The organism is Nonomuraea sp. NPDC049504 (assembly GCF_040676845.1).
In the GTDB taxonomy this organism is placed as follows: Bacteria; Actinomycetota; Actinomycetes; order Streptosporangiales; family Streptosporangiaceae; genus Nonomuraea; species Nonomuraea salmonea.
Genome location: NZ_JBFAPT010000024.1, coordinates 66,471 through 90,788, shown reverse-complemented (window position 1 = coordinate 90,788; position 24,318 = coordinate 66,471). Strand labels below are relative to the sequence as shown.

At 70.8% G+C, this 24,318-nt stretch carries 25 protein-coding genes and 1 pseudogene; 9 read left to right on the top strand and 17 right to left on the bottom strand.

Annotated elements, in window-relative coordinates:
* The first annotated feature begins 117 nt into the window (after nucleotides 1-117).
* A complete protein-coding gene (locus tag AB0K28_RS37165; RefSeq protein ID WP_364379270.1) occupies nucleotides 118-1,896 on the top strand; it encodes an FAD-dependent oxidoreductase in 1,779 nt (592 codons plus the stop codon).
* Between the two features lie 243 nt (nucleotides 1,897-2,139).
* On the opposite strand, the gene AB0K28_RS37160 is transcribed toward AB0K28_RS37165, so the two are convergent.
* Nucleotides 2,140-3,252, bottom strand: a complete 1,113-nt coding sequence (locus AB0K28_RS37160; RefSeq protein WP_364379267.1) for a DUF5685 family protein — start codon at nucleotides 3,250-3,252, stop codon at nucleotides 2,140-2,142.
* 752 nt (nucleotides 3,253-4,004) lie between these two features.
* Between AB0K28_RS37160 and AB0K28_RS37155 the strand changes: the two genes are divergently transcribed.
* The 3 genes and pseudogenes from AB0K28_RS37155 (at nucleotide 4,005) to AB0K28_RS37145 (ending at nucleotide 6,236) form a co-directional block, all read left to right on the top strand.
* A complete protein-coding gene (locus tag AB0K28_RS37155) occupies nucleotides 4,005-4,148 on the top strand; it encodes a CGNR zinc finger domain-containing protein (protein ID WP_345409903.1) in 144 nt (47 codons plus the stop codon).
* Nucleotides 4,149-4,250: 102 nt separating this feature from the next.
* Nucleotides 4,251-4,367: pseudogene (locus AB0K28_RS37150) on the top strand (phosphotransferase); the annotation flags it as partial.
* A 291-nt stretch (nucleotides 4,368-4,658) separates the two neighbouring features.
* A complete protein-coding gene (locus tag AB0K28_RS37145; protein WP_364379264.1) occupies nucleotides 4,659-6,236 on the top strand; it encodes an FAD-dependent monooxygenase in 1,578 nt (525 codons plus the stop codon).
* Between the two features lie 49 nt (nucleotides 6,237-6,285).
* On the opposite strand, the gene AB0K28_RS37140 is transcribed toward AB0K28_RS37145, so the two are convergent.
* Both AB0K28_RS37140 and AB0K28_RS37135 read right to left on the bottom strand, forming a co-directional pair.
* Entirely contained in the window at nucleotides 6,286-6,804 is a 519-nt protein-coding gene (locus AB0K28_RS37140) for a carboxymuconolactone decarboxylase family protein (protein ID WP_364379261.1), read from the bottom strand.
* Between the two features lie 230 nt (nucleotides 6,805-7,034).
* On the bottom strand, nucleotides 7,035-7,769 hold the full coding sequence (locus tag AB0K28_RS37135) for a methyltransferase domain-containing protein (protein WP_364379258.1): 735 nt from the start codon (nucleotides 7,767-7,769) through the stop codon (nucleotides 7,035-7,037).
* 27 nt (nucleotides 7,770-7,796) lie between these two features.
* On the opposite strand from AB0K28_RS37135, the gene AB0K28_RS37130 reads away from it, so the two are divergent.
* On the top strand, nucleotides 7,797-8,099 hold the full coding sequence (locus AB0K28_RS37130) for a MerR family transcriptional regulator (protein WP_364379255.1): 303 nt from the start codon (nucleotides 7,797-7,799) through the stop codon (nucleotides 8,097-8,099).
* On the opposite strand, the gene AB0K28_RS37125 is transcribed toward AB0K28_RS37130, so the two are convergent.
* Complete coding sequence (locus AB0K28_RS37125) at nucleotides 8,093-8,581, bottom strand: DUF4396 domain-containing protein (protein ID WP_345407897.1); 489 nt, start codon at nucleotides 8,579-8,581, stop codon at nucleotides 8,093-8,095. The genes AB0K28_RS37130 and AB0K28_RS37125 overlap by 7 nt on opposite strands.
* A 196-nt stretch (nucleotides 8,582-8,777) precedes the next feature.
* Here AB0K28_RS37125 and AB0K28_RS37120 point away from each other — a divergent pair, with 196 nt between their 5' ends.
* On the top strand, nucleotides 8,778-10,199 hold the full coding sequence (locus AB0K28_RS37120) for an MFS transporter (protein WP_364379252.1): 1,422 nt from the start codon (nucleotides 8,778-8,780) through the stop codon (nucleotides 10,197-10,199).
* Nucleotides 10,200-10,469: 270 nt separating this feature from the next.
* Here AB0K28_RS37120 and AB0K28_RS37115 read toward each other — a convergent pair whose 3' ends face one another.
* From AB0K28_RS37115 to AB0K28_RS37100, 4 genes are all read right to left on the bottom strand, one after another.
* Nucleotides 10,470-11,513, bottom strand: coding sequence for an NAD(P)/FAD-dependent oxidoreductase (locus tag AB0K28_RS37115; RefSeq protein ID WP_364379249.1), 1,044 nt, complete (start codon nucleotides 11,511-11,513; stop codon nucleotides 10,470-10,472).
* 47 nt (nucleotides 11,514-11,560) lie between these two features.
* Entirely contained in the window at nucleotides 11,561-12,280 is a 720-nt protein-coding gene (locus AB0K28_RS37110; protein WP_364379246.1) for an AraC family transcriptional regulator, read from the bottom strand.
* On the bottom strand, nucleotides 12,277-12,453 hold the full coding sequence (locus tag AB0K28_RS37105; RefSeq protein WP_364379243.1) for a hypothetical protein: 177 nt from the start codon (nucleotides 12,451-12,453) through the stop codon (nucleotides 12,277-12,279). Before AB0K28_RS37105 ends, AB0K28_RS37110 begins: the two co-directional genes overlap by 4 nt.
* Nucleotides 12,454-12,547: 94 nt before the next feature.
* Nucleotides 12,548-12,760 (bottom strand): hypothetical protein, encoded by a 213-nt coding sequence (locus tag AB0K28_RS37100; protein WP_364379240.1) that lies wholly within the window; start codon nucleotides 12,758-12,760, stop codon nucleotides 12,548-12,550.
* Nucleotides 12,761-12,968: 208 nt separating this feature from the next.
* On the opposite strand from AB0K28_RS37100, the gene AB0K28_RS37095 reads away from it, so the two are divergent.
* Nucleotides 12,969-13,244, top strand: a complete 276-nt coding sequence (locus AB0K28_RS37095) for a hypothetical protein (protein ID WP_364379237.1) — start codon at nucleotides 12,969-12,971, stop codon at nucleotides 13,242-13,244.
* A gap of 108 nt (nucleotides 13,245-13,352) precedes the next feature.
* Here AB0K28_RS37095 and AB0K28_RS37090 read toward each other — a convergent pair whose 3' ends face one another.
* Complete coding sequence (locus tag AB0K28_RS37090) at nucleotides 13,353-14,558, bottom strand: cytochrome P450 (RefSeq protein WP_364379234.1); 1,206 nt, start codon at nucleotides 14,556-14,558, stop codon at nucleotides 13,353-13,355.
* A 91-nt stretch (nucleotides 14,559-14,649) separates the two neighbouring features.
* Between AB0K28_RS37090 and AB0K28_RS37085 the strand changes: the two genes are divergently transcribed.
* Nucleotides 14,650-15,276, top strand: coding sequence for a TetR/AcrR family transcriptional regulator (locus tag AB0K28_RS37085; RefSeq protein WP_364379231.1), 627 nt, complete (start codon nucleotides 14,650-14,652; stop codon nucleotides 15,274-15,276).
* 4 nt (nucleotides 15,277-15,280) lie between these two features.
* Here AB0K28_RS37085 and AB0K28_RS37080 read toward each other — a convergent pair whose 3' ends face one another.
* The 4 genes from AB0K28_RS37080 to AB0K28_RS37065 all read right to left on the bottom strand — a co-directional run bounded on the left by AB0K28_RS37080 (nucleotide 15,281) and on the right by AB0K28_RS37065 (nucleotide 19,042).
* Nucleotides 15,281-15,976, bottom strand: coding sequence for an NAD(P)H-binding protein (locus AB0K28_RS37080; protein WP_364379228.1), 696 nt, complete (start codon nucleotides 15,974-15,976; stop codon nucleotides 15,281-15,283).
* Nucleotides 15,977-16,104: 128 nt separating this feature from the next.
* Nucleotides 16,105-17,706, bottom strand: coding sequence for an aldehyde dehydrogenase family protein (locus AB0K28_RS37075; RefSeq protein ID WP_364379225.1), 1,602 nt, complete (start codon nucleotides 17,704-17,706; stop codon nucleotides 16,105-16,107).
* A gap of 3 nt (nucleotides 17,707-17,709) precedes the next feature.
* Nucleotides 17,710-18,294, bottom strand: a complete 585-nt coding sequence (locus tag AB0K28_RS37070) for an EF-hand domain-containing protein (RefSeq protein ID WP_364379222.1) — start codon at nucleotides 18,292-18,294, stop codon at nucleotides 17,710-17,712.
* 121 nt (nucleotides 18,295-18,415) lie between these two features.
* Nucleotides 18,416-19,042, bottom strand: a complete 627-nt coding sequence (locus tag AB0K28_RS37065; protein ID WP_364379219.1) for an NAD(P)H-dependent oxidoreductase — start codon at nucleotides 19,040-19,042, stop codon at nucleotides 18,416-18,418.
* 114 nt (nucleotides 19,043-19,156) lie between these two features.
* Between AB0K28_RS37065 and AB0K28_RS37060 the strand changes: the two genes are divergently transcribed.
* Entirely contained in the window at nucleotides 19,157-19,777 is a 621-nt protein-coding gene (locus AB0K28_RS37060; protein ID WP_345407962.1) for a helix-turn-helix domain-containing protein, read from the top strand.
* Between the two features lie 16 nt (nucleotides 19,778-19,793).
* Here AB0K28_RS37060 and AB0K28_RS37055 read toward each other — a convergent pair whose 3' ends face one another.
* Genes AB0K28_RS37055 through AB0K28_RS37040 form a run of 4 tightly spaced genes read right to left on the bottom strand, consistent with a single transcriptional unit; the run spans nucleotide 19,794 to nucleotide 24,271 of the window.
* The gene (locus tag AB0K28_RS37055) at nucleotides 19,794-20,924 is read right to left on the bottom strand and encodes an alpha/beta hydrolase (RefSeq protein ID WP_364379215.1); all 1,131 of its coding nucleotides are present in this window, start codon (nucleotides 20,922-20,924) and stop codon (nucleotides 19,794-19,796) included.
* 13 nt (nucleotides 20,925-20,937) lie between these two features.
* The gene (locus AB0K28_RS37050) at nucleotides 20,938-22,371 is read right to left on the bottom strand and encodes a S41 family peptidase (protein WP_364379212.1); all 1,434 of its coding nucleotides are present in this window, start codon (nucleotides 22,369-22,371) and stop codon (nucleotides 20,938-20,940) included.
* The gene (locus AB0K28_RS37045; RefSeq protein WP_364379209.1) at nucleotides 22,332-23,384 is read right to left on the bottom strand and encodes an ABC transporter permease; all 1,053 of its coding nucleotides are present in this window, start codon (nucleotides 23,382-23,384) and stop codon (nucleotides 22,332-22,334) included. The genes AB0K28_RS37050 and AB0K28_RS37045 overlap by 40 nt, the downstream gene beginning before the upstream one ends.
* On the bottom strand, nucleotides 23,381-24,271 hold the full coding sequence (locus AB0K28_RS37040; RefSeq protein ID WP_345407970.1) for an ABC transporter ATP-binding protein: 891 nt from the start codon (nucleotides 24,269-24,271) through the stop codon (nucleotides 23,381-23,383). Before AB0K28_RS37040 ends, AB0K28_RS37045 begins: the two co-directional genes overlap by 4 nt.
* Nucleotides 24,272-24,318: the final 47 nt, after the last annotated feature.

Below are 24,318 nucleotides of genomic sequence, written 5' to 3'. Positions count from 1 at the left end.
GCGCAGCCATGCCACCCGCACGACAATGTGCCTGGTCGGGGTGTCGCCTCGACAAGAACGGCCACCAGATGCAAGATCATCACGCCCCCCACTTGCGGAGCACGCCAGGGGGGCTGCATGAGCATTCACGAGCACAGCCAGGACATCCCAGCCGGAATGCCGTCGGCGAAGGGGGGATCCACGCGGCGCGATCTGCTCAAGGGGGGCGCGGCGGTCGGTACCGCCGCCATCGTCGGGGGAATGCTCGGCGCCCCGGCGCGGGCCGCCTCGGCGCCCGCCCGGGAGGGCGTCATCGACGTCGCCGTCATCGGCGCCGGAGTGTCCGGGGCGTACGCGGGCTGGCGGTTGCTCGGACCGGAGGCCAGGCGCAGCGGCGTGCTGAGCAGGCTACGGCGGCGGCGGCGCGGCGGCCGGCTCGTGGTGCGGCTGTTCGAGAGCAGCGAGCGCGTCGGCGGCCGCCTCTTCTCGGTGACGCCGCGTGGCATGCCGCACTTGCACGCCGAGCTGGGTGGGATGCGCTACTTGAGCAACCAGCCGGTCGTGGCCGACCTGGTGAGCCATCTCCGGTTGCCGACGGCCCCCTTCCCTGTCGACGAGCCACAGAACCTCGTCTACCTGCGCCGGCGCCGCTTCACCATGAGCCAGTTCACCGATCCGAGGGTCGTGCCGTACGACCTGCCGGCCGCGATCCGCGGCAGGACGCCGGACGACGCGCTCCTGTCCGTCATTCAGCGCTTCGTTCCCAACGCCGCCCGGATGGATCACCGGGCCTGGGACGCGATCAAGCCGACGGCGTCGGCCGAGGGGCGGCGTCTGTACGACATCGGGTTCTGGAATCTGCTGCTCGACGCGGTTGGTCAGGAGGGGTGGTCGTTCCTCCGCGACGGCTTGGGCTACGGGTCGGTGGTGTCCAGCGTCAACAGCGTCGAGGCGATGGAGGCGTCCGTGGCGGATTTCGTCGGCTCCCCGCCGCCGCAGTACCTGCTCCTGCGTGACGGCTACCAGACGATGCCCGAGGAGCTCGTCCGCCGGTTCGTGGGGGAAGGCGGGAGCGTCCACCTCCACCACCAAGTACGCCGGATCGACCGGGAGACGGTCGGCGGCGAGGAGGTGCTGTCCCTTGCCATGACGGTGTGGCCAGAGGGCCGGCCGCTCAAGGTCCGGGCGCGCCACGTCGTCTTGGCGATGCCGCAGCGCTCGATCGAGCTGCTGGACCCGGACACGTTCCTCTTCTCCAGCAACCGGTTCCTGTCCGACCTCGGCTCGATCGTCACGAGGCCGGCCTCGAAACTCTTCCTCGCCTACGACCGGCCGTGGTGGGAGGATCTCGGCCTGAAGGCCGGTCGCTCGGTGACCGATATGCCCCTGCGCCAGACCTACTACTGGGGCGTCGAGGGCAACCAGCCCGGAGCCGACCCCGCCAACCGCAATGCCCTGCTGCTGGCCTCCTACAACGACCTCAGCGACGTGGAGTACTGGAACGAGCTGCTGACGCGACCGAAACGCCTGGCACCGGTGTCGGTGACCCGGCCGCCGCGGCCGATGGACGCGACGGCACCGGGAACACTGGTCGACGAGGCGCAGCGCCAGCTGCGCGAGCTGCATGGGCGCCGCGCCCGCATCCCCGACCCGACGGCCGCGTACTTCCAGAACTGGGTGCAGGACCCCTATGGCGCGGCCTACCACTTCTGGCAGGTCGGGGCGAAGAGCTGGGAGATCATGCCGCGGATGCGCCGCCCGATCCCCGGCGCCAACGTGTACATCTGCGGATCGGCGTGGTCGACCGGGCAGGGTTGGGTCTACGGTGCGCTCACCCAGGCCGAACTGATGCTCCAGGAGCATTTCGGCCTGCCACGTCCGGCATGGCTCTCGCCGACCGTCTACCTGGGCCCGTAGGCCGCCCGGCCGGCCACACACCCAGGGACTCCGGGCGGCACCACCAAGTGGTCTGAGCCGTACGGTCTCGTTGCACGCGGCCTGTATGACGATGCGGCCGACATCATCCCGCCCATCGTCCGGGCGGCCAGCTACATCAGCGACCCCTGGTGCTTCTACAACTGGTTCGGTTACGTCCGAAAGCCTTCGTCCCGCGCCGCGCGGCCCTCCCCACCGATGGGCGGTCCGTTGAGACCGCTGACGTCAGTCGCAGCTGCAGCCGTCGCAGCAGCAGCCGTCCTCGCATGAGCAGCAGGAACAGCAGTCGCCGCAGTTGCTGCAGCAGTCGCAGCCGGAGCAGTCGAGGCGGCCGCAGCAGGAGCTGTCGCGCTCCTCGTCCCAGGCGGGCCGGTACAGGCCACAGGTGCAGCAGGTCAGCGCGGCGCACGCCAGGGACAGCAGCCCGCCGGGGTCGCGCCTGGGCGGCCGTTGGTCCGGTGGTGCGCCAGGGTGGTTCGGTTCGGCGACGGCGAAGGCTCGAGAGACGGCGTGGCCGGTCTCCCGTACCAGCAGGGCGTGGGTGAGGGCGGGGCGGGGCAGGTCGAGCGTGTGTACGGCGGCGCTCAGGTCGGCGTGTGCGGCGTCGCAGTGGCGGCGCGCTTCGTCCAGGCCGGTGCCGGTGGCGGCGAGCGGGTTGTACGCCCCGGACGCCCGGTCCTCGGCCAAGTCCTCCACCGCGTCGATCAGGTGGGCCAGTCTCCCGAACGCGCGACCGGTCGCCTCGAGGGCGTCGCGGTTGTGGGGTTTGGCGGCGAGCGTCCCGGTGTGCGCGAACGCCGCCGCCACGGCGTCCTCGGTGGGCCTCGTCAGCTCGCGTAATCCTGGAGACCTCTGGGCGGGGATGCGTTCCAGGAGCGCCTGACGCTCGGCCGCCTCCGTCAGCGGGGCGGGGTCGAAGGCCAGCGTACCGGCCGTGGCCGTACCGGCGGAGGACCAGCGGTTCGCCAGGCGGGTGGCGCCGGCGGCCACGGGGCGGCGGGCGTACATGCCGTCGCCGTCGGCCACATGGTCGTTCACCTTGCCGGCCGCCAGGAGCAGCGACACCGAGGCCGCCAGCCGTACTCCCTCGGACTCCACCACGTCGGCGCCCTTGAACCCGCGCAACGCGCACGGGCCCGCCTTCCTGCGCGGCGTGGACGCGGATGTCTGGGCCTCGGTCAGGACGGACACGAGCAGGCCGTCGTAGTTGGTCACCAGCCGGGACAGGTGTCCGTGCTCGTCGCGGAGGGCCAAGCAGAGTCCGCACAAGTGGCCCATCCAGTCCGCGTACAGGCCCTTGCACAGGACGTGCCGACACGGGCGGACAATGCCGAACATACGTCCCCTTATGGTCACAACGGAGATCCCTAACCGTAGCAGCAGCCCCTGGGTGGTGAGCTGCGGCCGCCGGCCTGCGGACCGCCGATCGCCTGCCGGCATCCCAGCGCGCGGTCGACTCTCAGCATCGGTCGTCCGACCGATCGGCGGGACCGAGGTGAGGAACGAGCCATGCGCGCGATTGAATACGACCGGTTCGGCAGCTATGACGTACTGGAGGTGCGGGAGAGGCACTTGCCGGTGCCCGCCGAGAGGGCAGGTGCTCGTCAGGATGTCGGTGGCCGGGGTCAACTTGCTGGACGAGACGGTGCGTTCGGGAAAACTCGCACCCGCCCTGCACAAGCCGCTGCCGATCCGGCCGGGTGGCTTCGGTGTGGGGCGGGTCGAGGAGCCCGGCGCCACGGGACTGGCCGCAGGTGACCGTGTCGTGCTGAGCGGAGGACGGTACGGGGTGAGCACCGACGGTTCGTGGGCCGACTACATCGCGGTCGACGCGGCCCATCTGGTGCCGATCCCGGACGGCGTCGACGACGAGACCGCCGCCGCGCTGACCACCGGCGCCGGTTACCTGACCGCTTACCTGGCGCTGAAGGAGTTGGCGGGCTTCCGCGACGGCCAGAGCGTACTGGCGCCGGGCGTCGGCGGTGCGGTCGGCCAGGGCGGCGTGGAGGTCGCCCGTGTCCTGGGCGCGTCGCAGGCCATCACCACGGCCACCACCACCGAGAAGGCGGAGCTGGGCCGGTCCGCCGGGTATGAGGTCTCGCTGCCCGTGTGCGTTCTACGACCGTTCACGCAACAACAGCGGCGTCTGGCACGACGTACGGTTCTGCGGCAACGCCGCAAACCTGCGCGCCTACCGCGCCCGCAAGCGGGAACAGGCCGCCTCCGGCGAGTGATCCTCACGCCACCCCCCGCCATCGGCGGCCGAGCAACGGGGCGCCGGCCGGCCGAGCCGGCCTCTTGGCAGGTTGCACGATACGCAGCCGTACATCTGGGCGGCGACCGCGCTGACCGCCATCCACCGGGCCGGGGTGATCCACCGTGACCTCAAGCCCGAGAACGTCGCCCTCGGCCCAGACGGCCCGCGCGTGATCGACTTCGGCATAGCCAGGGTGGACGGCGCCACCCTCACCGACGACGGCCCCTGCACGTCACGGTGCACCACCACAGCGACGCCGTCTGCGGCAAACCAAGATCAAGACCGTGCACAACCCGCTCAGGTACCCACCTCGTCAACTCGCCCTCCGACTGGAGCGGCTGGACGGGCGTCATCTCCTAGCAGAACGCCGAGGTCAGAGCCATAGGACGACGTACACGCCCGCTCTGCCGAATTGACGTGTGGGCGAGCGCCCATTAAGAATGGGCGCTCGCCCACTCTATTGTCGTCATGAAGGGAGAGCGTCTCCATGGAGACCTCGGACATCACGGACGTCCTCGTCGTCGGCGCCGGGCCGGTGGGGCTCACGCTGGCGTGCGAGCTCGCCCGCCGCGACGTGCGCGTGCGGATCATCGATCGCGCCACCGCCCATCCGGCCGGAACGCGGGCCCGGGGCGTCCGGGCCCGCACCCAGGAGGTGTTCGAGGACATCGGCGTGCTCGGCCGCCTGGCCGAACACGCCGAACCGCCACTCCCCACGCGCTTCTACGACGCGCAGGGGAACGTGGTGCGCGAGGTGATCATGTACGACGCGCCTCCGGTGCCGGGCGCGCCCTATCCGGGCAGCCTCATGGTGGGTCAGCAGTTCACCGAGGCGGCCCTGCGCGAGAAGCTGGCCTCACTCGGCACCACGGTGGAGCTCGGCGCCGAACTGGTCGCCCTGTCCCAAGACCGTGACCTGGTCACGGCATCCGTCCGCACCGACGGGCGGCTGCAGGACATCCGCGCGCGCTACCTCGTCGGGTGCGACGGCGGCGGCAGCACCGTACGCAAGCAGGCCGGCATCGACTTCCTCGGCGAGACGTGGGAACGGCAGCGGATGCTGTTCGGCAACCTCAGCGTCGACGGCCTGGACGCCTCGGTCTCCCACATGTGGGCGACCGGCCCCGGCGGCATGCTGACCCTGGCCCCGATGCCGAGCAGCGGAACCTGGTTCTTCACCGCCCCGCTGCCGCCGGACGACGGCCAGGAGCTTCCCCCGGTCTCGGTGGAGACGTTCAGCGACATCTTCGCCCAGCACGTCGGGCTGCCCGGCGTGCGCTTCCACGACGCGATCTACCTGTCGATCTACCAGGTCAACATCCGCATGGTCGACCGATACCGGGCCGGCCGCGTCTTCCTGGCGGGAGACGCCGCCCACGTGCACACCCCCGCGGGCGGCCAGGGAATGAACACCGGGGTCCAGGACGCGTACAACCTCGGCTGGAAACTCGCGCACGTCCTGCGCGGAGCGCCCGAACCGCTGCTGGACACCTATGAGGAGGAACGCCTGCCGATCGCCAGGCACGTGCTGGCCTCGACCACCGCCCGGGGCAGATACTGGGCCGGCGGCGACACCGCACGCGTGTCGGAGCGCATCGCCGGCGCGTTCAAGGGGCAGGACCCGTTCAGCGACGTCAGCCAGCTCACCCTCACCTACCGCGGCGGCAGCCTGGCTTGCGACCTGGACGAGGCGATCGGCATCCGCGCCGGCGACCGCGCCCCGGACGCCCACTGCGTCGAACCGGAGAGCGGCAAGCAGGTCAGACTGTTCGACCTCTTCCACGGCACGCACTTCACACTGCTCGTCTTCGGCTCCGGCCCCGCACCTCAGGTGCGCGGGAGCCGGCGCGCCGACGTGCACCCGCATCGCATCGTTCCCCCGGGCCTGTCCTGTGGCGACGGCGCACTCATCGACGCGACGGGACAGGCGCACGAGCTGTACGGGGTGGACGGCGACGGTCTCGTGCTGATCCGCCCTGACGGCTACGTCGCCCTCGCGGGAGGCAGCTGGAACGACCGCTCCGTGGCCGACCACCTCGACAGGCTGACCGGCGACCCTCGGTAGTCGAACAGCCCTTCATCGGCCCAGCCTTCGTACCAGATTCTGGCGATCGTCAGCTCGACGGCTGCAGGCCGGCCAGGAGGTTGAAGGCGCCGGTCAGGAAGTTGAGCGTGACGACGCCGACGATCTCGGCGATGACCCGGTCGCTCCACCCGTGCGCCCGCAGATCGGCCACGTCGGCGTCGGTGAGGGACGACGGCTCGGCCAGCACCCGTACGGCCACCGCGATCAGGGCCGCCTCCCTGGCGTCGGTGGACGTGCCCTGCCGCGCCAGCGCGATGTCGGCATCGCTGAGCCCGGCAGCACGTCCCGCCTCGATGTGCGCCTGCATGCAGGTGCCGCACCCGATCCACTCCTGTACGGCGAGCGAGACCTTCTCGCTGAGCGCCCGCGGCAGTTTGACGCGTTTCATGGCGCGCGACAGGTTCAGGTAACCCTCCAGCAGCGCCGGGGAGTGCGCCATGGTGGCGACCATCTCCCCCACGCTGCCCCTCCTGTCGAGGATGTCCTGCAGCAGGTCCTGGGACTTGCCGGGAGCGGTCGCGGGCTCAAGCGGCACCAAGCGTCTCATAGCGACGTACCCTACCCCCCTACCGTATAGGAAGGGAAGATGATGCAACGCTTGCTGACTCGGCATCTGTCTCGATGGCTCGGCCGCCGGCCCGCCGGCCAGGCGGGTGCTGGACGAAGGCGCCCTGCCCACCTACATGCACGACCCCGCCAACCGGGCCTCCGCCGCCGTGGCCGAGGCCGCCGGCTTCCGTGACCTGGGGTGGCGCGCCTGCGGCGCCGGCTGATCGGCTACTTGGTGGCGGAGGCGACGAACAGCGGCAGGGCGAGGAACAGCCGGTTCTCCTCGGCACGGCGCGCCTGCTCCCCCGTCCAGGCGTCGCACTCCTCCCGGGTGATGACCCCCGCCGAATGCGCGGCCTGCGCGAGGCCGGTCAGCATGGCGAGCATGGTCTCGCCGGTGAAGACCCCGACGTGCGCCTCCACCTCCACCTCGCGGAACCCGGCGTCCAGCAGCAGGTTGCGGTACGCGCGGGCGGCGCGCGGGTTCGTGGTGAGGTCGGCGCGGGCGTGCACGATGATCCGGGTGAGGGCGGGCTGGTCGGAGTCGATGACGATGGTGTCCCAGTCCTGTCCGATGAGGACGATCCGGCCGCCGGGGGTCAGCACGCGTACGGCCTCGGCCAGAGCCTTGGCCGGGTCGGCGAGCTCGTGGAAGACCTTGTCCGCCCGGTAACCGGCCACCTCGCGATCATGCAAGGGCAGGCGATAGGCGTCGCCGATGCGGAAGTCGGCCTGGGGCCGGCGCCGCCGGGCCACCGTGATCATCTCTTCGCTGACGTCCATGCCGACCGCCGTGACGTTCCTGTCGGCCAGCTCGGCGACCGCCAGGCCCGCGCCGCAGCCCACGTCGACGACGGTGTCGCCGGGCTTGAGCCGGAGCAGGTCGTACGTGCGGGCGCGCAACAGGGCGGCGGCCGGCATGGCGTCGGCGCGGTCGAGGAGCTTGATGAGTTCGTTCGACATGCCCCCACCATGCGACTTGATGTCGACATGAAGTCAACTCCGGCGATGGCCGTCGGCGACGCCGCAGCCAGGTTCGGGCTCGCGCCGCACGTCCTGCGCCACTGGGAGGCGGTGGGCCTGCTCTCCCCGGCCCGCGCCGAGGGCGATCGCCGCCGCCACGGCCGTGACGACCTCTACCGGGTCGCCGCGATCCTGCGCGCCGGGGAGGCCGGCATGAGCCTGGAGGATCTCCGTCAGATGCTCACCGCCGCAGAGCCGGCCACCCGCCGCGAGATCCACCGCCGCAACCGCGAGGATCCGAACGCGTCGGGCAGGCCGACCGGTCAGTGATGGTAGGCGTGGATCACGGCGTGCCCCTTGCCGCGCCCGATGATCCACTTGTTGATGGGCAGAGTGACGAGGAAGGCCACCAGCAGCGAGAACGCCAGCGCCCCCCAGAACAGCAACGAGGCGAGACCGGCGTCCATCGCGCCCGGGATGATCACCATGACGCCGTTGTCGACGATCTCCATGACGAGGATCGACAGGGTGTCGGCGGCCAGGGCGAGGCGTAGCGCCGCACGCCACTTCAGGCCCGCACGGAACAGTCCGCGCAGGGTGAGCGCGTATCCGAAGACGAACGCCAGCGCGACGGCCAGCAGGATGCTGGGCAGGTCGTGCCAGCCCAGGGCGGTGGCGATGACCATGCCGAGCACCTCACCGATGGCACAGCCGGTGAGGCAGTGCAGGGTCGCCGAGGCGGCCACTCCCCACGTCACCTTCCGCTGCCGGTGGACGCCGGAGCCGTCACCGTGGTGCGTCGATTCAGACATCAGAACCTTCTAGCTCGAATAGACACCCAGGCAAACCTATACCCCCTACCCGTATGCTGGCAATGTTCTGCCGCCGGCCCTGCGCAGCCGCGTTCCCCGTTCACCACTCGACCGGCTTGACAGATACCCCCCGGTGGTATTTTCTAGCCGACGCAATACCCCTTAGGGGTATCAGGCTTTCGAGTGGAGAACACCCATGCCCGCACCATTCCCCCGGCGCTGGGCCGCACTGGCCCTGATCGCCACCGCCCAGTTCATCGTCATCATGGACACGTCGATCATCGGCGTGGCCCTCCCCCGTATCCAGCAGGACCTCGGCTTCTCCCAGGAGAACCTGTCCTGGGTCTTCAACGCCTACGTCGTCGCCTTCGGCGGCCCGCTCCTCCTCGGCGGCCGCCTGTCCGACCTGTTCGGGGCGCGCCGGCTCTTCAGCACCGGCTGGCTAATCCTGCTCGCCGGATCCCTCCTGGCCGGCGTCGCACCCGAGGTGTGGATCGAGCTGACCGGCCGTGCCGTCCAGGGCGTCGGCGCCGCGCTGATCGCTCCGTCCGCGCTCACCCTGCTGATGATGCTGTTCGGCCACGACCCGAAGGAGCTGACCAAGGCTCTCGCCCTGTACGGCGCCGCAGCCCCCGCCGGCGGCACCGCGGGCGTCTTCCTCGGCGGCCTCATCACCGAATACCTGAGCTGGCCCTGGGTCTTCTACATCAACATCCCCATCGCCCTCGTCGCGCTCCTGGCCACGGGCGCCCTGATGCCCGCCACCCCATCGGCGCGCGGCTCCATCGACGTGCTCGGCACCCTGACCGTCACCCTCGGCCTCGGCACCGCCGTCTACGCCATCGTCCGCGCACCGGAGGCCGGCTGGGGCTCGGCCGAGACGTGGCTCGTCCTCGCCGGCGCCGTGGTGCTGCTGGCCGCGTTCGTCGCCGTCCAGGCCCGCCGCCGCGAGCCGCTGATGCGCCTGTCGATCTTCCGTACGCCGAACCTGGCCGCCGCCAACCTCACCCAGCTCCTGCTGGGCGGCGCGTGGATCCCGATGTGGTTCTTCCTCAACCTCTACCTGCAGCAGGTCCTCGGCTACAGCGCTTTCCCGAGCGGCGCCGCGCTGCTCCCGATGACCGTCCTCATCATGCTCGGCATGATCGTCCTGGCGCCCCGGGCCATCGGCCGCTTCGGCCCCAAGGCCACCACGGTCGCCGGCCTCGTCCTGCTCACCGCCGGTATGGCCTGGCTGTCGCTGATCAGCCCGGACGGCGGCTTCCTCACCGACGTCCTGCCCGCCGGCCTCGTGGCCGCGCTCGGCATGTCGCTGGCCTTCATCCCCTCCCTCGGCACCGCCATCTCCTCCGCCCGCCCGGAGGAAGGCGGCCTGGCCTCGGGCATCGTCAACACCAGCTACCAGGTGGGCTCGGCGCTCGGCCTGGCCGCCATGACCGCCGTCGCCGCCGCCAACGGCGCCGATCGGCTCGGAAACCTGCCCGCACTCACCGACGGCTTCTCCGCCGCCTTCATCGGAGCCGCCGCCATCGCCCTCCTGGCCGCCCTGACCGCCGCCACCACCCTGCGGACCACCGCCCCGGCTCCCACCGAGCAGGTCACCGCCGCCCGAAGTTGAGTGTCCTCCCACCGATACCGGACCGGGCCGCGATCCCGTGCCGATCCACCGCACGACCTGGTGGGTCGGCGCGGACGACAATGACGCTCTGGGAGAGATCGGCCCGACACCGATCCAAACCGTTCAGATCGACTCACGAAGCTCCTGCTGACCCGGCAATCGGTGCAGGTCGCTCCCCTGCATAGCAGGTCTTCCGGTAGGACAGTTCAGGGGCGTGCAGGGCCCAGCCCGCGGCGGACTGCGGCCCTGCCTCGGCGACCTGCGGTCGAGTCACCGACGTACCGTTATCGCGGAGCCTCTTGACGGGTAGCTTTGTGCCACGCGAGCCGCGTCTTCTCCCACCCAGCCGAGCAAAGCAGAGCCGCGGCTGCTCTGGAAGGGCAGGCCGACGTAGGTGAGGCCGGGCACCGGGCTGATTCCGCCGATGTGCAGCGGCACGTCGCCGTCCAGAGCTCCGGGGATACGCATCCAGCGGTAGTCAGGGCGGTATCCGGTCGCCCAGATCACGGCGGACGGCGTCACCGTCTCGCCTTCAGCCGTTCTGAACCGGTTTCCCTCTACGGAGACGATGCGATCGACGACGCGCACTGCCAAACGGCGCAGTTGCTCGGGACCGGTGCCGATCAGCGGGTCGCGCCTGCGTACGAGGCGGCCGAGACGGCTGGTGACCGGGGCTCGTACGACCCCGGCCAGCTGCAGCCAGGCGAAGAGGTCGCGGCCGAGAACGCGCTGGGGCAACGCCGGTTTACGCGTGCCGAGCGCGACAGTGACCTGCCGGTCCGCACACAGCTCTGCTGCGATCTGCATGCCGGAGTTGCCGCCGCCTGCCACGAGCACGGGTCCGTCGGGCAGTTGCCTGGGGCTGCGGTAATGGGCACTGTGCACAGCGACGATGTCCGGCGGGAGCGGCAGACCGGGAATGTGCGGACGTTGGAAAGGGCCGGTCGCGACCACCACGCCCTCGGCGGTGTAGGTGTCGTGATCCGTGACCGCCTCGAAGGTTCCGTCTTTCGCCCGGCGCAGCTGCCGTACGGGGGTGCCCAGACGGATGGGGAGGTCGAAGTGTGTCGCATAGGTCTCAAGGTAGGCGGCCACCTCGTCCTTATGCGGGTAACGGCCGCCGTCGCCGGGCAGCGGCAGGCCAGGCAGCGAGCTCAGCCGGGCGGAGGTGAACAGGTGCAGCGAGTCCCAGCGGCGCCGCCAGGACTCCCCCACGCGCGAGTGCGCTTCCAGGACGAGCACGTCATGCCCGGCCAGGCGTAGCTCCCGGCCCACGGCAAGCCCTGCCTGGCCGGCGCCGATCACGATTATCATGCGATCAGCCTGGCCCGCCGCCCGCCGGTCTGGCTTGAACGAACCTGCTATCCCCGCAGCCAGCGCACCCCGGTTGACAGCACCGACGGTGCGTCGCCCATCATGCGGCGGATCGTCCGGCTCAGGTGCGGGGCGTCGGAGAAGCCGGCAGCGTGCGCGGCGTCGGTCAGGGTGGCACCGTCCGCCAGCGCGTACAGCGCGAGCCGGAGCCGCATCCACAGCACGTACGGCCGGAACGGCAGTCCGGCTTCCTGCCGGAACAGGTGGGCCAGCCGGCTCTCCGACAGGTGGACGGCGTCGGCCAGCACGGCGAGCCTTACCTGTCCTGGCAAGTACTCTTCTACGAGCCGCATCGCCTGCGCCAGCGCGGGGTGCCGGTGCCGCGCCGGCACCGTATCGGTGGTCGCGTCGGCCAGGGCGACCAGGCTGGGCAGATCGAGGGGCGGTGGCAGGCGGACGTCGATGGCCCATGCGGCGGCCGAGCCGACGGCTCGATGAGTCAGCCGGCCGGTCTGGGCCGGGTCGATCAGGGCGAGCAGGCCGGCGTCGGTACCGCGAATGATCGCATGCGGGGCGTTGGCCGGGATCAGCGCGGCCGTCATCTCGTACGCCGATCCGTCGCTGCCACACAGGATCAGGCCGTCACCGACGAGGAGTTGCACGGCGTAGTGGGCGTGCATGCCGGCGACGCCGATCTCTCCGCCGTAGTAGAAGCGGCCGGGCGTGATCGCCGCCCATCCCCGCCATCCGGCCGCTGATCGGCTCACCGGCCGACGTCGGTGGAGCCGCAGCACCCGTCGGAAGTGCTGGGGATCGTGGCCGCGGTTACGGCGTCGAAGGCGACGTATGTGGCCGGGGCGAAGAAGCTGATGGCGATCACGCGTGATGCGACCCTCCGAAACGGTGCGGAACAGATGCCGGGCACGTTCAGCGCGCTCATGCCACCGGCTCACCTCCGGCACCCATAGTCCGGCCACTGTCATCATTCATCGCCATATGACGATCATATTCCGGCTATGGGAAGCTGCCGGGCTTCACAGGAACAGGCAGCCGATCGCCGCCGCGGCGATGAGCGGGCCCGGCGCGATGGCGAGAGCGGACGCCCGCTGTTCGCGTGTTCCTCCTGGCAGGCCACCGCGGCCGGGCCGGTACTGGTGGTGACGGCGTGGTCGTACGCCTCGGACCCGCAGCCGGGCGTCACGCAGGCCGGGCTCGGCCACCACGTGGTCCTGCCCGGCCCCGCGCACTTCACCTCAGGCGTCATCGCCGACACCAGCCATGCAGCGCTGACCGAGATGCGGCGCCTGCTGTCGATCCTGCGCATTGAGTCCCGCGAGGACGACGAGGGCGGCCCTCCGCCGATGCCGGGGCTGGGCCAGCTGGACGTCTTGAGGGTACAAGGAGATCGCTTCGTCGAAACGGAAATCGTGTTGCCCCTGCCGAGCCCGTCCTGCTGTGATCACCGAGAATGCCGCCGACGTCGAAGGAGGCGTCGCGCACTCGGCCGGCGCCGCTGTGGCCTTCACCGGGCTGGCCATCGCAGCCATCGTGATGACCGTCCGGTGCGCCCGCCGCCGGGCGACGCTGCCCGCCGTGCTCAGCGCCGTCGCCGCGCTGGTGCTGCTGGTGCCGATGTCGCCCGACCACCTGAGCATCCAGATCGCCGTGAACGGCCTGATCACCTTCACCTGGACGACCGTCCTGGCCCTGGCTCTCCGGCGCGTCGCGTGAGGCGGCTGTTCGCGCGGCTCTGCGGCCGCCCTGGTACGCCGGTTCCGGCCGGTGACGTCGAAGGCGTGCTCGGCCACACCGGCCGCGGTGGCGGAGGTCCCGTTCGGGTCACCAGGTCACCGGTAGGCGGTGGATGCCGTAGACGAGCGCGTCGGTCTTGAACGGCAGGCGCTCCACGGGCTCCGCCAGTGCGAGGGTCGGTACGCGGGCGAACAGCGTGTTCAGCACGATCTCCAGCTCGAGCCGGGCCAGGTTCTGCCCGAGGCACTGGTGGATTCCGAAGCCGAAGGCCAGATGGTGGCGGGCGCCGCGGTCGACGTCGATCCGGTCCGGCCGCGCGAACACGTCCGGGTCGTGGCCGGCGGCCGCGGCCGCCACGATGACGCCGTCGCCGGCGCGGAAGGCGATGCCGTCCAGTTCGAAGTCCTCGACGACCACCCGGGAGGTGGCGTTGTCGACGACGGAGTGGAAGCGCAGCAGCTCTTCCACCAGTTGCGGGGTCTGTTCGGGCCGCTCCCGCAACCCGGCCAGGAGGTGGGGATCGTCCAGCAGCGAGGCCACGCTCAGCGAGATCATGTTGGCGGTGGTCTCGTGGCCTCCGACCAGCAGCAGGAGACCGATTCCTGTCAGGGTCTCGCGGTCATAGGCGTCGATGTCGCGGTATTTCGCGATCAGCCGGCTCAGCAGGTCGTCGCCCGGCCTGGCCTCCTTGCCCGCGACCAGGTCGCTGATGTACCCGCGCAACCACAAGGCGGTGTCGCGTCGCTGCTCGCTCGTCGAGTTGCGGCTGAGGATGATCGTGGTTCTGCTCTGGAACTGGCCGCGGTCGGCGTAGGGCACTCCCAGCAGTTCGCAGATCACCAGCGAGGGCACGGGGAGCGACACGGCCTCCACCAGATCGGCCGGCCGCGGCCCTGCCAGCATCTCGTCGATGGCCCGGTCGGTGATGCGCTGGATCTCCGGCCGCATCTGCTTGACCCGCCTGACCGTGAACTCGTTGGTGACCATACGCCGGTGCCGTGAGTGCTCCGGCGGGTCCATGGCCACGATCGTGCCCTTGAGCGGCACCGAGGCCACCCCGGGAACCAGCTGCGGGAAACCGGGGTTCGCGCGGTTGGAGCTGATCTTGTCGCTGGACAGGAACGCCCGCGCGAGTGCGTGCCCGGTGATCAGCCACGCCTGCGTGCCGTCCTGCAGGGTCACCCGCGAGATCGGCGCCTCCTGCCTGAGGTGTGCGTACTGCGGCGGCGGGCCGAACGGGCACGAGCGCGGCATCGGGTATGCGGGGACGGTCTGAGCGGTGGAGCTCGTCATGATGTCACCTCTCGAAATAAGAAACCCCTGGTTTCTTGTCCAGACGATAAGCTCGGCGACCAAGAAACGCAAGGTTTCTTGGGGAGCCGTGATGCCGAACACACCGAGGACGGACCCGTCCGCCGCCGAGACCATGTCGCGCCGCCGGGGCGCCGCGCTCGAAGACGCCATCCTCGACGCGGCCCGCGACGAACTGGCCCAACTGGGATACGCGAAGTCCACGATGAGCGGCATCGCGAACCGGGCCGGCACCAGCAAACCCGTCCTGTACCGCCGCTGGAGCAGCCTGGCCGAGCTGGTGCTCGACACGCTGGGGAGGCGGTTCGCGGACGTGCCGGTGCCCGACACCGGCGATCTGCGCGACGACGTCCTGGCCCTGTTGCGCCAGGCGCGGGCCACCCTCGCCGGCACCAGCCGCGACACGGTCACCGGACTGATCGCGGACACGGTGCACGATCCGCGGCTGGAACAGCGGCTGCGTGACCTCATCGCCGGTTCGGCCCTGTCGGACGCCATGTCCACCGTTCTGGAGCGCGCGGCCGAGCGCGGCCAGATCCCGCCGGGCCCCTGGCCGCGACGCGTGATCACGCTGCCGATGAGCCTGCTGCGGGACGACTTCGTCGTCTTCGGGGTCCGGCCGTCGGATGCCGACCTGGTCGCGGTCACCGACCAGGTGTTCCTTCCGCTCCTGGCCGCCCATCGCGAGCGCCGGGAGTGACCCGTCAGCTCTTGGCGAACGCCTCGCGGCGGAACCACCGGAGGAACGTGGGGTTGCCGACCGTGGTGATGACGCTGAGGGTGGTACGGACGTAGCGGTCGTCGTCCAGGAGGGCCAGCATGCTCGCGGCCAGGTCCGTCCGGGAGGTGAACCTGGCGTCGACGTGGCCCTCAGCGAGGATGTAGTCGGTCACCGACGGCAGATGGTAGAGCCCGCTGGGACGCAGGATCGTCCAGTCGAGATCGCTGGCGCGGACCAACTCCTCCATCCGCCGCATGTCGTCGTACAGCGGCCTGCCCAGCACCCGCGTCACATAGGGCAGCACCACGCGGTTGAACAGGAACCCGCCCTCCGAGTACGGCCGCGGATCGACCCCGCTGGAGCTCACCACGGCGAGCCGGCGCAACCGGTGCCGTCGCATCGCGGCGATGATGTTGGCCGCACCTTGTGAGTAGGTGGTGATCGGTTTCTTCCCCAGCGGCACTCCGAGCGTCGACAGCACCGCATCCCGCTCCGCCACGGCGGCGTCGACGGCCTCGGGATCGTGCACGTCGGCGCCGATGACGTCGAGCCGTTCATGGCGCAGGGGAAACGAGCGTGGCTGCCGAGTGATCGCGGCGACGTGGTGTCCGGCGGCGAGCGCCCGGCCGGTGAGGAGCCGGCCGGTGGGGCCGTTGGCACCGAAGACTGCGATACGCATGACCAGGGTCCTTCCGTACGTGAAGTCGTGGTGTCCGCCCACAGCGGGAGGCGTGTGTGCCTCCGAGGGACGGGCGCCTCTCCTTCAGGACGAGATGGCCGGGTCGCCTGTGACAGCCCGCTGCCGCGTCACCCCACGGGCGGACCGTCGGCCACCGCGGAGGAGTAGTCGAAGAGCAGGTCGTCCGGCACGTCCGTCGCGGTGCTGATCCCTTGCAGATGAGTGGTACGCAGCATCGGCAGATTGGCCTCACCATCGGGACCGCCGGTGCGCCCGGTGCCGCCATCGACGGGCAGCACCGGGACGGGGCCGAGATGGCTGTCGTTGACCTTCAAGGTGCCCCCGTTGCGCACCTCCGTCGCGAAGGCGGCGATGACGGCGGGATCGGTGGCCCATAGGGAGTTGCGCAGCCCGTAGCGGTTGGCGTTGAGGAAGGCGATCACGTCGGCGACATGGGGAGGGTCGGCGATCACCGCGGTCAGCAAGGGGCAGAAGGTCTCCTCGCGTGCCGCGCGCAGCGTTCGTGCCTGCTCCAGCCCGTCCACCTTCAGCAGGGCGGGCCGGATGAACGGCCCTCGCGCGCGCGGCACTCCGTGGACGTCGACGAACTCTCCGCCGGTCACCAGCGTCGCGCCCGCACCGACCGCCTCCGCGACGACCTCGGTGAACTCCGCGCGCCGCACGACCGGGCTGAGGATGACGTCAGGACGTTCCGGGCGCCCCACGGGCAGCCGTTCGATCTCCCTCTGCAGCCCTTTGAGCGCCTCATCGGCGATCTCGGGGTGCAGCACGGCGCGGTTGGGAGTCAGGCAGATCTGTCCGGAGGCGTGGAAGGCCTCCAGCATGGCCCTGATCGCCAGGTCCACGCGAGCGTCCCGCCACACCACCACGGTGTCGTTCGCCGACAGTTCCAGGACCGCCTTCTTACCGTGCCGCAAGCACTCCGCGGCCAGCTCCAGCCCCCGGCCGGACGGGCCGAAGTAGTAGATGTCGTCGAGGTCCGGGCTGGCCAGCCACTCCGGCACCACCTCCCGCACGGGAGCGCACAACGCGCTGAACGCCCGGTCATGGCCGGCCAGCAAGGGCGCGATCAGCTCATGGCAGACGAACGCCGCGCTGAGCGGGGCGCTGGGCGGCAGATCGACCACGACCGCGTTGCCCGCCGCCAAGGTCATCACCGCGGAGAACACCAGGGTGGCGGCGGCCGCGTTGCGGGCCGGGATCAGGCCGACCACGCCGTCCGGCTTGCGTACCAGCTCGATCCTGCGGCCGTTGACCCGGTGGTCGCAGCTCATCGACCCGGCCGCGACGGTGACGGTCCTGGGGTGCACCGCCGCCAGCATGGTGGCGATCTCCATCCGCGCGACGCGTACCGGATGGCCCTCCGCGACCAGAAGGTCCAGCAGCTCATGCCGCCGGGCACGCAGCACCCGGTGGAAGGCGGTCACGAAGCCCACGCGCTCGGCCATGGGCACCCTGCCCCAGGCCGGCTGATGCGCGCGGGCGGCGGCCAGGGCCTGGCGCCGCTGGCCGGGGCTGCTCAAGGCGACCCTGCCGACCAGGGACGGGTGGGTGAGCGCGTCGGGGCCGGCCTCGCCGGTGTCCAGCGTCGCCTTCAGCGCCGCCATGTCGTACGGCGCCTCCAGCATGTCGCCGACCCGTACCCAGTGCACCCATCCGACGCCGTCCGCCGGGTGACCCCCGACCAGCGACCGGTAGCTGCGCAGCACGCCCTAAACCCTCCCGAACAGCCAGTGGCCGAGCGCGTCGGCGTTCTCGTCGGGGTTGCTGTAGTAGTCGCGCATGGCGGCCAGCAGTTCGGTGACGCTCAGGGAGCCGCTGCCATCGGTGTCGAGCTTGCCGAAGGCCAGGTCGGCGTTCTCCACGGAGGTGCGCATGACCTGGTGAAACGCGGCGAACTCCGGGCGGCTCACCGTGCCGTCTCCATCGGTGTCCAGGAGCCCGCACAGCGCCTCGGCCATGGGCAGGAACGCCCGGTCGAAGCCGGTGGGATCCTCGACGAACGCTCGCGTCATGCCCGTGCGGTATTCCTGCGGAGTGAGCCGTCCGTCGCCGTTGACGTCGGCGGCCGAGCACAGCGCCTCCCAGAACCGGACCATCCCGGCGGCCATGGCGGTCGCCTTCGGCGAGGTCGGCGACTCGCCGAACTGGGCGACCAGGCGCGAGCCGAGTCCGAGCAGGTCGTCGCGTTCGACCGTGCCGTTGCCGTCGACGTCGAGATGCCCGAAACAGGTGTCGATCTTGCGGGTCATCAGTTCCAGGGTCCGCATGTCCAGCCTTCCGTCGGCGACCGTCACGCCGGTCACCTGAGGCAACCAGCCGTACGCTCTCAGTATTCTTGTGGTCACCGAGAGTGAAACCTCTGGTGATGCTGGTGTCTCCGCCCGGGCAGCATCCCCTTCTCCTCGGAAAGAGTCGTCAGAAGACCTTGGCGACGTCCCTGGCTCGCGCGTCGGCGGCGCAGCGCGCGTCGTCCCAGTCGCCGGCGAGGGTGGGATGGAACCGTACCTCCTGGATGTCGGTCAGGCCGGTCCAGCGCAGCCAGTCGCCGAAGAACGTCGACTGATGGTCGGTGCCGAACTCCGGGCCGAGCCGCGGCCCCCAGACCGCGCTCGTGTAGATCACGGCGACCCTCTTGCCACGTCCCGCGAGCCGGTGGCCGTAGCCGGCCACGGGGTCGACCGTGAAGATCCAGCCCGGCTGGCTGACCACGTCGACGAACTGCTTGAGCACGTACGGCACCGACGCGTTCCACATCGGCACGCTGAACAGCAGCCGGTCCGCGGAGTCGAACCTTTCGAACGTCCGCCGCGCCTTCGCCCAGGCGTCGGCTTCGGCGCCCCGCGGCTCCTTCCCGCCGAACACCGTCATCTTCGCCTTGGCGCCGACGGCGAAGTCCGGCAGCGAGCCGTCCCACAGATCCCAGTGCTCGACCTCATCGCCGGGGTGTGAGTCCTGGTACGCCTCTGTGAACACTCGTGCGATCCGCAGCGACTCCGACGCCTCGTCACGTGGCGAGGCGGAGATGTGCAGCAGCTTGCTCATGGAACTACCTCCAGAAGTGAATGCGGACTGCAGTCCGCTTGATGCCCGGAAATATACGGACTCTAGTCCGCTTACGTCAACCAACGGGCTTCGAACTGGACTACAGTCGGACCCATGAACGACGCCGTCGCATCGCATCGGAGGGATCTGCCCCTGCTGTCCGGCGGGGTGCCGCAGGAGCGGGCGGACGCGGCTCGCAACCGGATCAAGGTGCTCGCCGCAGCGGAGCGGCTGTTCGACACCCTTGGGGTGGCCGCGGTGAGCATGGACGACGTCGCCGCGGCCGCCGGCGTCGGCAAGGGCACGCTCTACCGGCGCTTCGGCGACAAGTCCGGCCTCGCGGCGGCGCTCCTCGACGAACGCGAGTCCGAACTGCAGACCGCGATGCTGAGCGGGCCGCCCCCGCTGGGCCCGGGTGCGCCACCGGCCGACCGGCTCGCCGCCTTCGCCGCCGCCTACCTCGCCTACGTCGACGCCCACCTCGACCTCGTGACGCTGTCCCAGACCGCGAGCGCCGGGGCGCGGCTCCGTACGGGCTCGCACCGGTTGTGGCAGCACCACTGTGCGATCCTGCTCACCGCCGCCGGCGTCCCGGATCCTCAGATCCGTGCCGACACGCTGCTCGCGGCCCTGACCGCCGAGCAGGTCCGCCACTGGCGCCGGGACGAGAACCGGCCCCTGCCCGATCTCACCGCCGCGGTCGTAGCGATCAGCCGCCGCCTCGCGACGGTCTGACGTCCGCCACCTGCTGTCACTGGCCGCAGGCCGTGGGGCAGTGCTTGGCCTCGGGGTCGCGGGGTTCGTTCAGGAGAGGCTGGGGCTGGGACTTCAGATGCTGGTCGAGGAAGGCCGCCACGTACGTGCGGGTCAGCTCGGCGGCGCGGGCCCCGGGCAGCGTGCCGTACGCCGGCTTGAGGCCGAGGGCGCTCGCCAGCAGCGGGGAGTCGGTGAAGGACTGGTGGTCGGCGCCGGTCAGGACGATCCAGCGTTTCCAGCCGGTCAGCAGCTTCCAGTCGCGGTCCCACGAGGTGTCGGGGCCTCCGGGGACGTGCTGGGCCGAGCCCAGGAACAGGAACGGGCGGGAGAGCCCGCTTCGAGGGATGCGGGCGTAGGTGGTGCCGTCCATGTCGATGCCGGCCCGTACCCGGGGGTCCTGGACCATGGCCGCCAGCGCGCTCGCCCCGCCCAGCGACTGGCCCACCATGGCGATCTCGGAGCGGTCGATCCTGGCCCACTTCGCGGGCAGGTGGTCGAGGACGAAGGAGACGTCGGCCGCCCTGACGGCGACGGCACCCGTACCGAAGCCCGGGTCGTTGTCGCTGTCGCAGGCGAGGCATTCGGCGATGCGCCCGTCGGCCAGGGTCGTGGCGTGGCTCTCGTAGGGGTGGTCGATGCCGGCCACCACGTACCCCCTGCTGGCCAGGTCCTCGGCCAGGGAGGTGAGCGTGCTGACGGGGTTGGTGAAGCCGGGCGAGAGCACCACCAGCGGGAACTCTCCTCCGGTGGGCCGGGCGTTCTTGACGGCGTGCGTTCGGGTGCTGCTCAGGGCGCCGGGCGGCACGCCCGCGATCCGCTTGCCCGCCAGCAGGAGCTCCGCCTCCTGCTGCGTCATGTACGGCGCCGGCGGGCCGTCCTTGCGCGCGGCCGGGTACCACAACGTGACCTTGAGTTCCCTGGCGTTCGCGTCGAGGTTCCAGGGGTCGGGGCGGGAGGTGTCCTTGAGGTGGAGTGCGGTGGTGCCGACCGGGTGGGCGCCTGTCGGGGCGGGCAGGGCGGCGGGGCCTGCCGGGGTGGGCGAGGGTGCGGCGGAGCGGGGCGGGGCGGGCGGGGAGCAGGCGGTGAGGACGGCCAGTCCTGCGGCGACGGCCAGGAGAGGTCTCATCGGAGAGGTCCGTTCACTTGTGCAGCAGGGTCAGGGCCTTGTCGAGGGCGGGGTCGCGTCCTGCGGCGGCGTCCTGCGCGGTCAGGGGGACGTGGTGGTCGGGGGGCACGCCGATGCGGTCGATCACCTCGCGGTTCGGCCCCAGGTGGTGCCTGGTGGGGAAGCTCAGCAGGGTGTTGTTGCTCAGCAGGTACGGCTGCGCGGGGCCCGAGATCACGCCGGCCGTCCTGGTGCCGATCAGCAGGCCGGCCCGCAGATCCTTGATCGCGGAGCTGAAGTGCTCGCACGCCGAGGCGCAGCCGCGGTCGGTGAGCACGGCCAGCGGGAGGCCGACCAGTTCGACGGTGTCGTCGGTCCGTGAGGTCTCGCACTTACCGGCCACCGTGCACTGGTAGGCGGTGGCCTCGCCATGGACGAACGCGCTCACCAGCCTGGTCGCCTCCAGCGGGCTGCCGCCGCCGTTGCCGCGCAGGTCCAGCACGACGCCTGACAACGTCCGGCCCTTGCGCAGCCGGGAGATCGCCCGCAGGACCCGGTCCGCGGAGTCCGGTGGGAAGCCGCGCATCCGGACATAGGCGATGTCGTCCAGCGGCTTCGACTGCACCACCTGAAGCGCGGCCAGGTCCCGCTGGAAGAGGCCGGGCTTGAGCGTCACGCTCCAGCGACGGTTCTCGCGCAGCAGCCGCAGCAGGACGGGCCGTGCCTCCGGGTACCGCGGATACAGCTCCTCGATCGCCGGACTGGCCTTCCCGCCGATGAAGGGCGCCGAGCCGTTGATCTTCTCGATGACGTCGCCGGGCCGGAGCCCGGCGGCCCGCGCCGCACCGCCCTGCACGGCGGTGACGAACAGCGGCGGGAGGGCGGCGTCCGGGTTGCGGGCGTTCGCCTCGAGGCCCAGGCCGTAGCCGTCGCCGTCGTAATAGCCGGGCGGCCGTGCGCCGCCGTGCGCCCAGCGGGCGTGGTTGTCGCCGAGTGCGGCCACGACGGCCTCAAGGGTCACGGCGGCCAGCCTCTCCCGCAGGTCCGGCACCTGGTCGGCGACCTTGCGGTAGGTGGTCTCGAAGGCGGTCCAGTCGGTGGCGCGGTCGCCGGTCAGCGGCGGCATGACGGCTTCCGGTACGTCCTTGCCGTTGCGGTTCAGCTCCTGGGTCAGGGCGGCGAATCCGGCGGTGAGCAGCGTGCGGGCGTCCAGGGTGGGGCCGCTGTAGTAGGTGCCGAGTATGCAGAAGTAGGCCTGCTCGACGACGTCGATCGTGGTGGGGGTCTCCGCGGCGGGCGGTCCCTTCGGGGCGGAGCAGACCGTGCCGGCCGTTCGGCTCGCCTGGCTGCGCGGCGGTGTGGGGGCCGAGCAGCCCGCCGCCAGCAGGACGGCCACCACGGCCACCACGGCCGTCACCATCCTCACCGTCATGACGGGCGCCTGCGGATCCACCAGAAGGACACCCATGCCAGGACGAGGGTGAGCAGGGCGTACATGCCGGTCTCCATCCACTGGAACGGCCAGAAGCGCTCCAAGGGGTGGTACGTCGCCCTCTGCCGGTAGCCGAGCCGGTTGACCTCGGCCATGCACGCGCCCAGGACCGGTGATCCGGAGGGCGCGCATGGTCCGGACGTCGTCGAGACCTTGACGACAGCCATGCCCGACTCGGAGCCGGTGATCGTACGTCCGGACGGATCTACGAGCTCACTGGACAGGACCCAGGCCCCGGCGTATCCCGGCACGGCCGCGTTCAGACTTATCTCGATTTGTCCGCCTTTATCGCGATTTATCCCTACTCCGTCCACGTTCGCCTGGCTGAGCTCGAACGTGCCCGTGACCGGGGACATCAGGTAGGGCCGTACCAGCAGCGGCATGGCGAGCTGGAGCGCGGCGAAGATCGCCAGGGTGAGCGCCATGGCGGGCAGGGTGCGGCGTACCAGCATGCCCACGGACACGCCCAGCACGAAGGCGAACGCCGCGTACCCCATCGGTGCGATGCCCCGCGCCCCGAACACCAGCGGCGCCATCAGCGCCAGCTCGTCCGTGGCCGACCTGTCCAGGGGGCCGGACCACCAGGTCACCACGAGCCCGCACAGGCCGGCGGCGGCGATCGCCACCAGCCCCGTGAGGCCGAGCTTGACGGCCAGCCAGCGGGTGCGGGTGATGCTCTGGTTCCACACCAGCAGGTGCGTGCCGGTCTCCAGCTCGCGGCTGATCATCGGGGCGCCCCAGAACAGCCCGACCACGGCGGGCAGGAGCAGCGTGATGAGGCTGACGGCCATGAAGGGCATGTCGTAGGTGTCGAAGAAGCGGTCGTAGAAGCGGCCGCAGGTGTCGTCCTGGGTGCAGGCGGCGATGCCGGCGGCGTACTCGGAGGCCAGGCCGGGGCCGGTCACGGCCAGGACGATGGCGAGGACGACCAGCAGGGCGGCCATCATCGCGGCCGGGCCGCGTAACTGGCGCCAGGTCAGCCAGATCATCGCTGCACCTCCAGGGCGACGTGCGGGTGCTCAGCGGTGCTTTTGTCCATGTACGCCAGGACGAGGTCTTCCAGGCCGAGCCGGCTGACCGTCCACGCGGGGTCGTGGACCGGGGAGTCGGTGCGGATCACGTACGTGCTCTGCCGCTCGGTGTGGCGCGCCGAGACGACGTGCTGCCCTGCGGGTAGCCGGCCGGGGTCGCGGCGCGGGCCGGTGAGCCGGTGATGGGTGGCCAGCAGCGCGTCCACCTCCCCGGCGACCCGCACGCGCGATTCCACCAGCACGATCAGGTAGTCGCAGGTGCGTTCCAGGTCGGAGACCAGGTGCGAGGAGAGCACGACGCTGACCTCGTGCTCGACGACGGCCTCCATGAGATGCTGCAGGAACTCCCGGCGGGCCAGCGGGTCGAGCGAGGCGACGGGTTCGTCCAGGATCAGCAGCTCGGGCCGCTTGGCCAGGCCCAGGGTGAGGGCGAGCTGGGCACGCTGGCCGCCCGACAGCCTGCCCGCCCGGTGAACGGGGTCGAGCCCGAGCCGCCCGATGCGGTCACGCGCCATGGCCGCGTCCCAGCGAGGGTTGAGCCGCGCGCCCAGCCGCAGATGATCGGCGACGGTCAGCCCGGCGTACACGGGAGTGTCCTGGGCGACGAACCCGACCCTGGCCAGTTGCGCGGGCGTGCTCGCGGGCCGCCCGCCGAGCACCGTGATGCCACCCGCCGTCGGCTCGAGCTGGCCACAGGCCAGCTTCAGCAATGTGGACTTACCGGCTCCGTTGGGGCCGACCAGGCCGGCGACGTGGCCGGCGGGGATGTCGAGCGTGCACTCGCGCAACGCCCAGCGCCTGCCGTATCTCCTGCCCAGACCCTGGGCTTGCACGACGGAAGTCACGCCATGTCCTCCGATCAGCCGTCCCGGCTTTTCTCCATTTATCTATA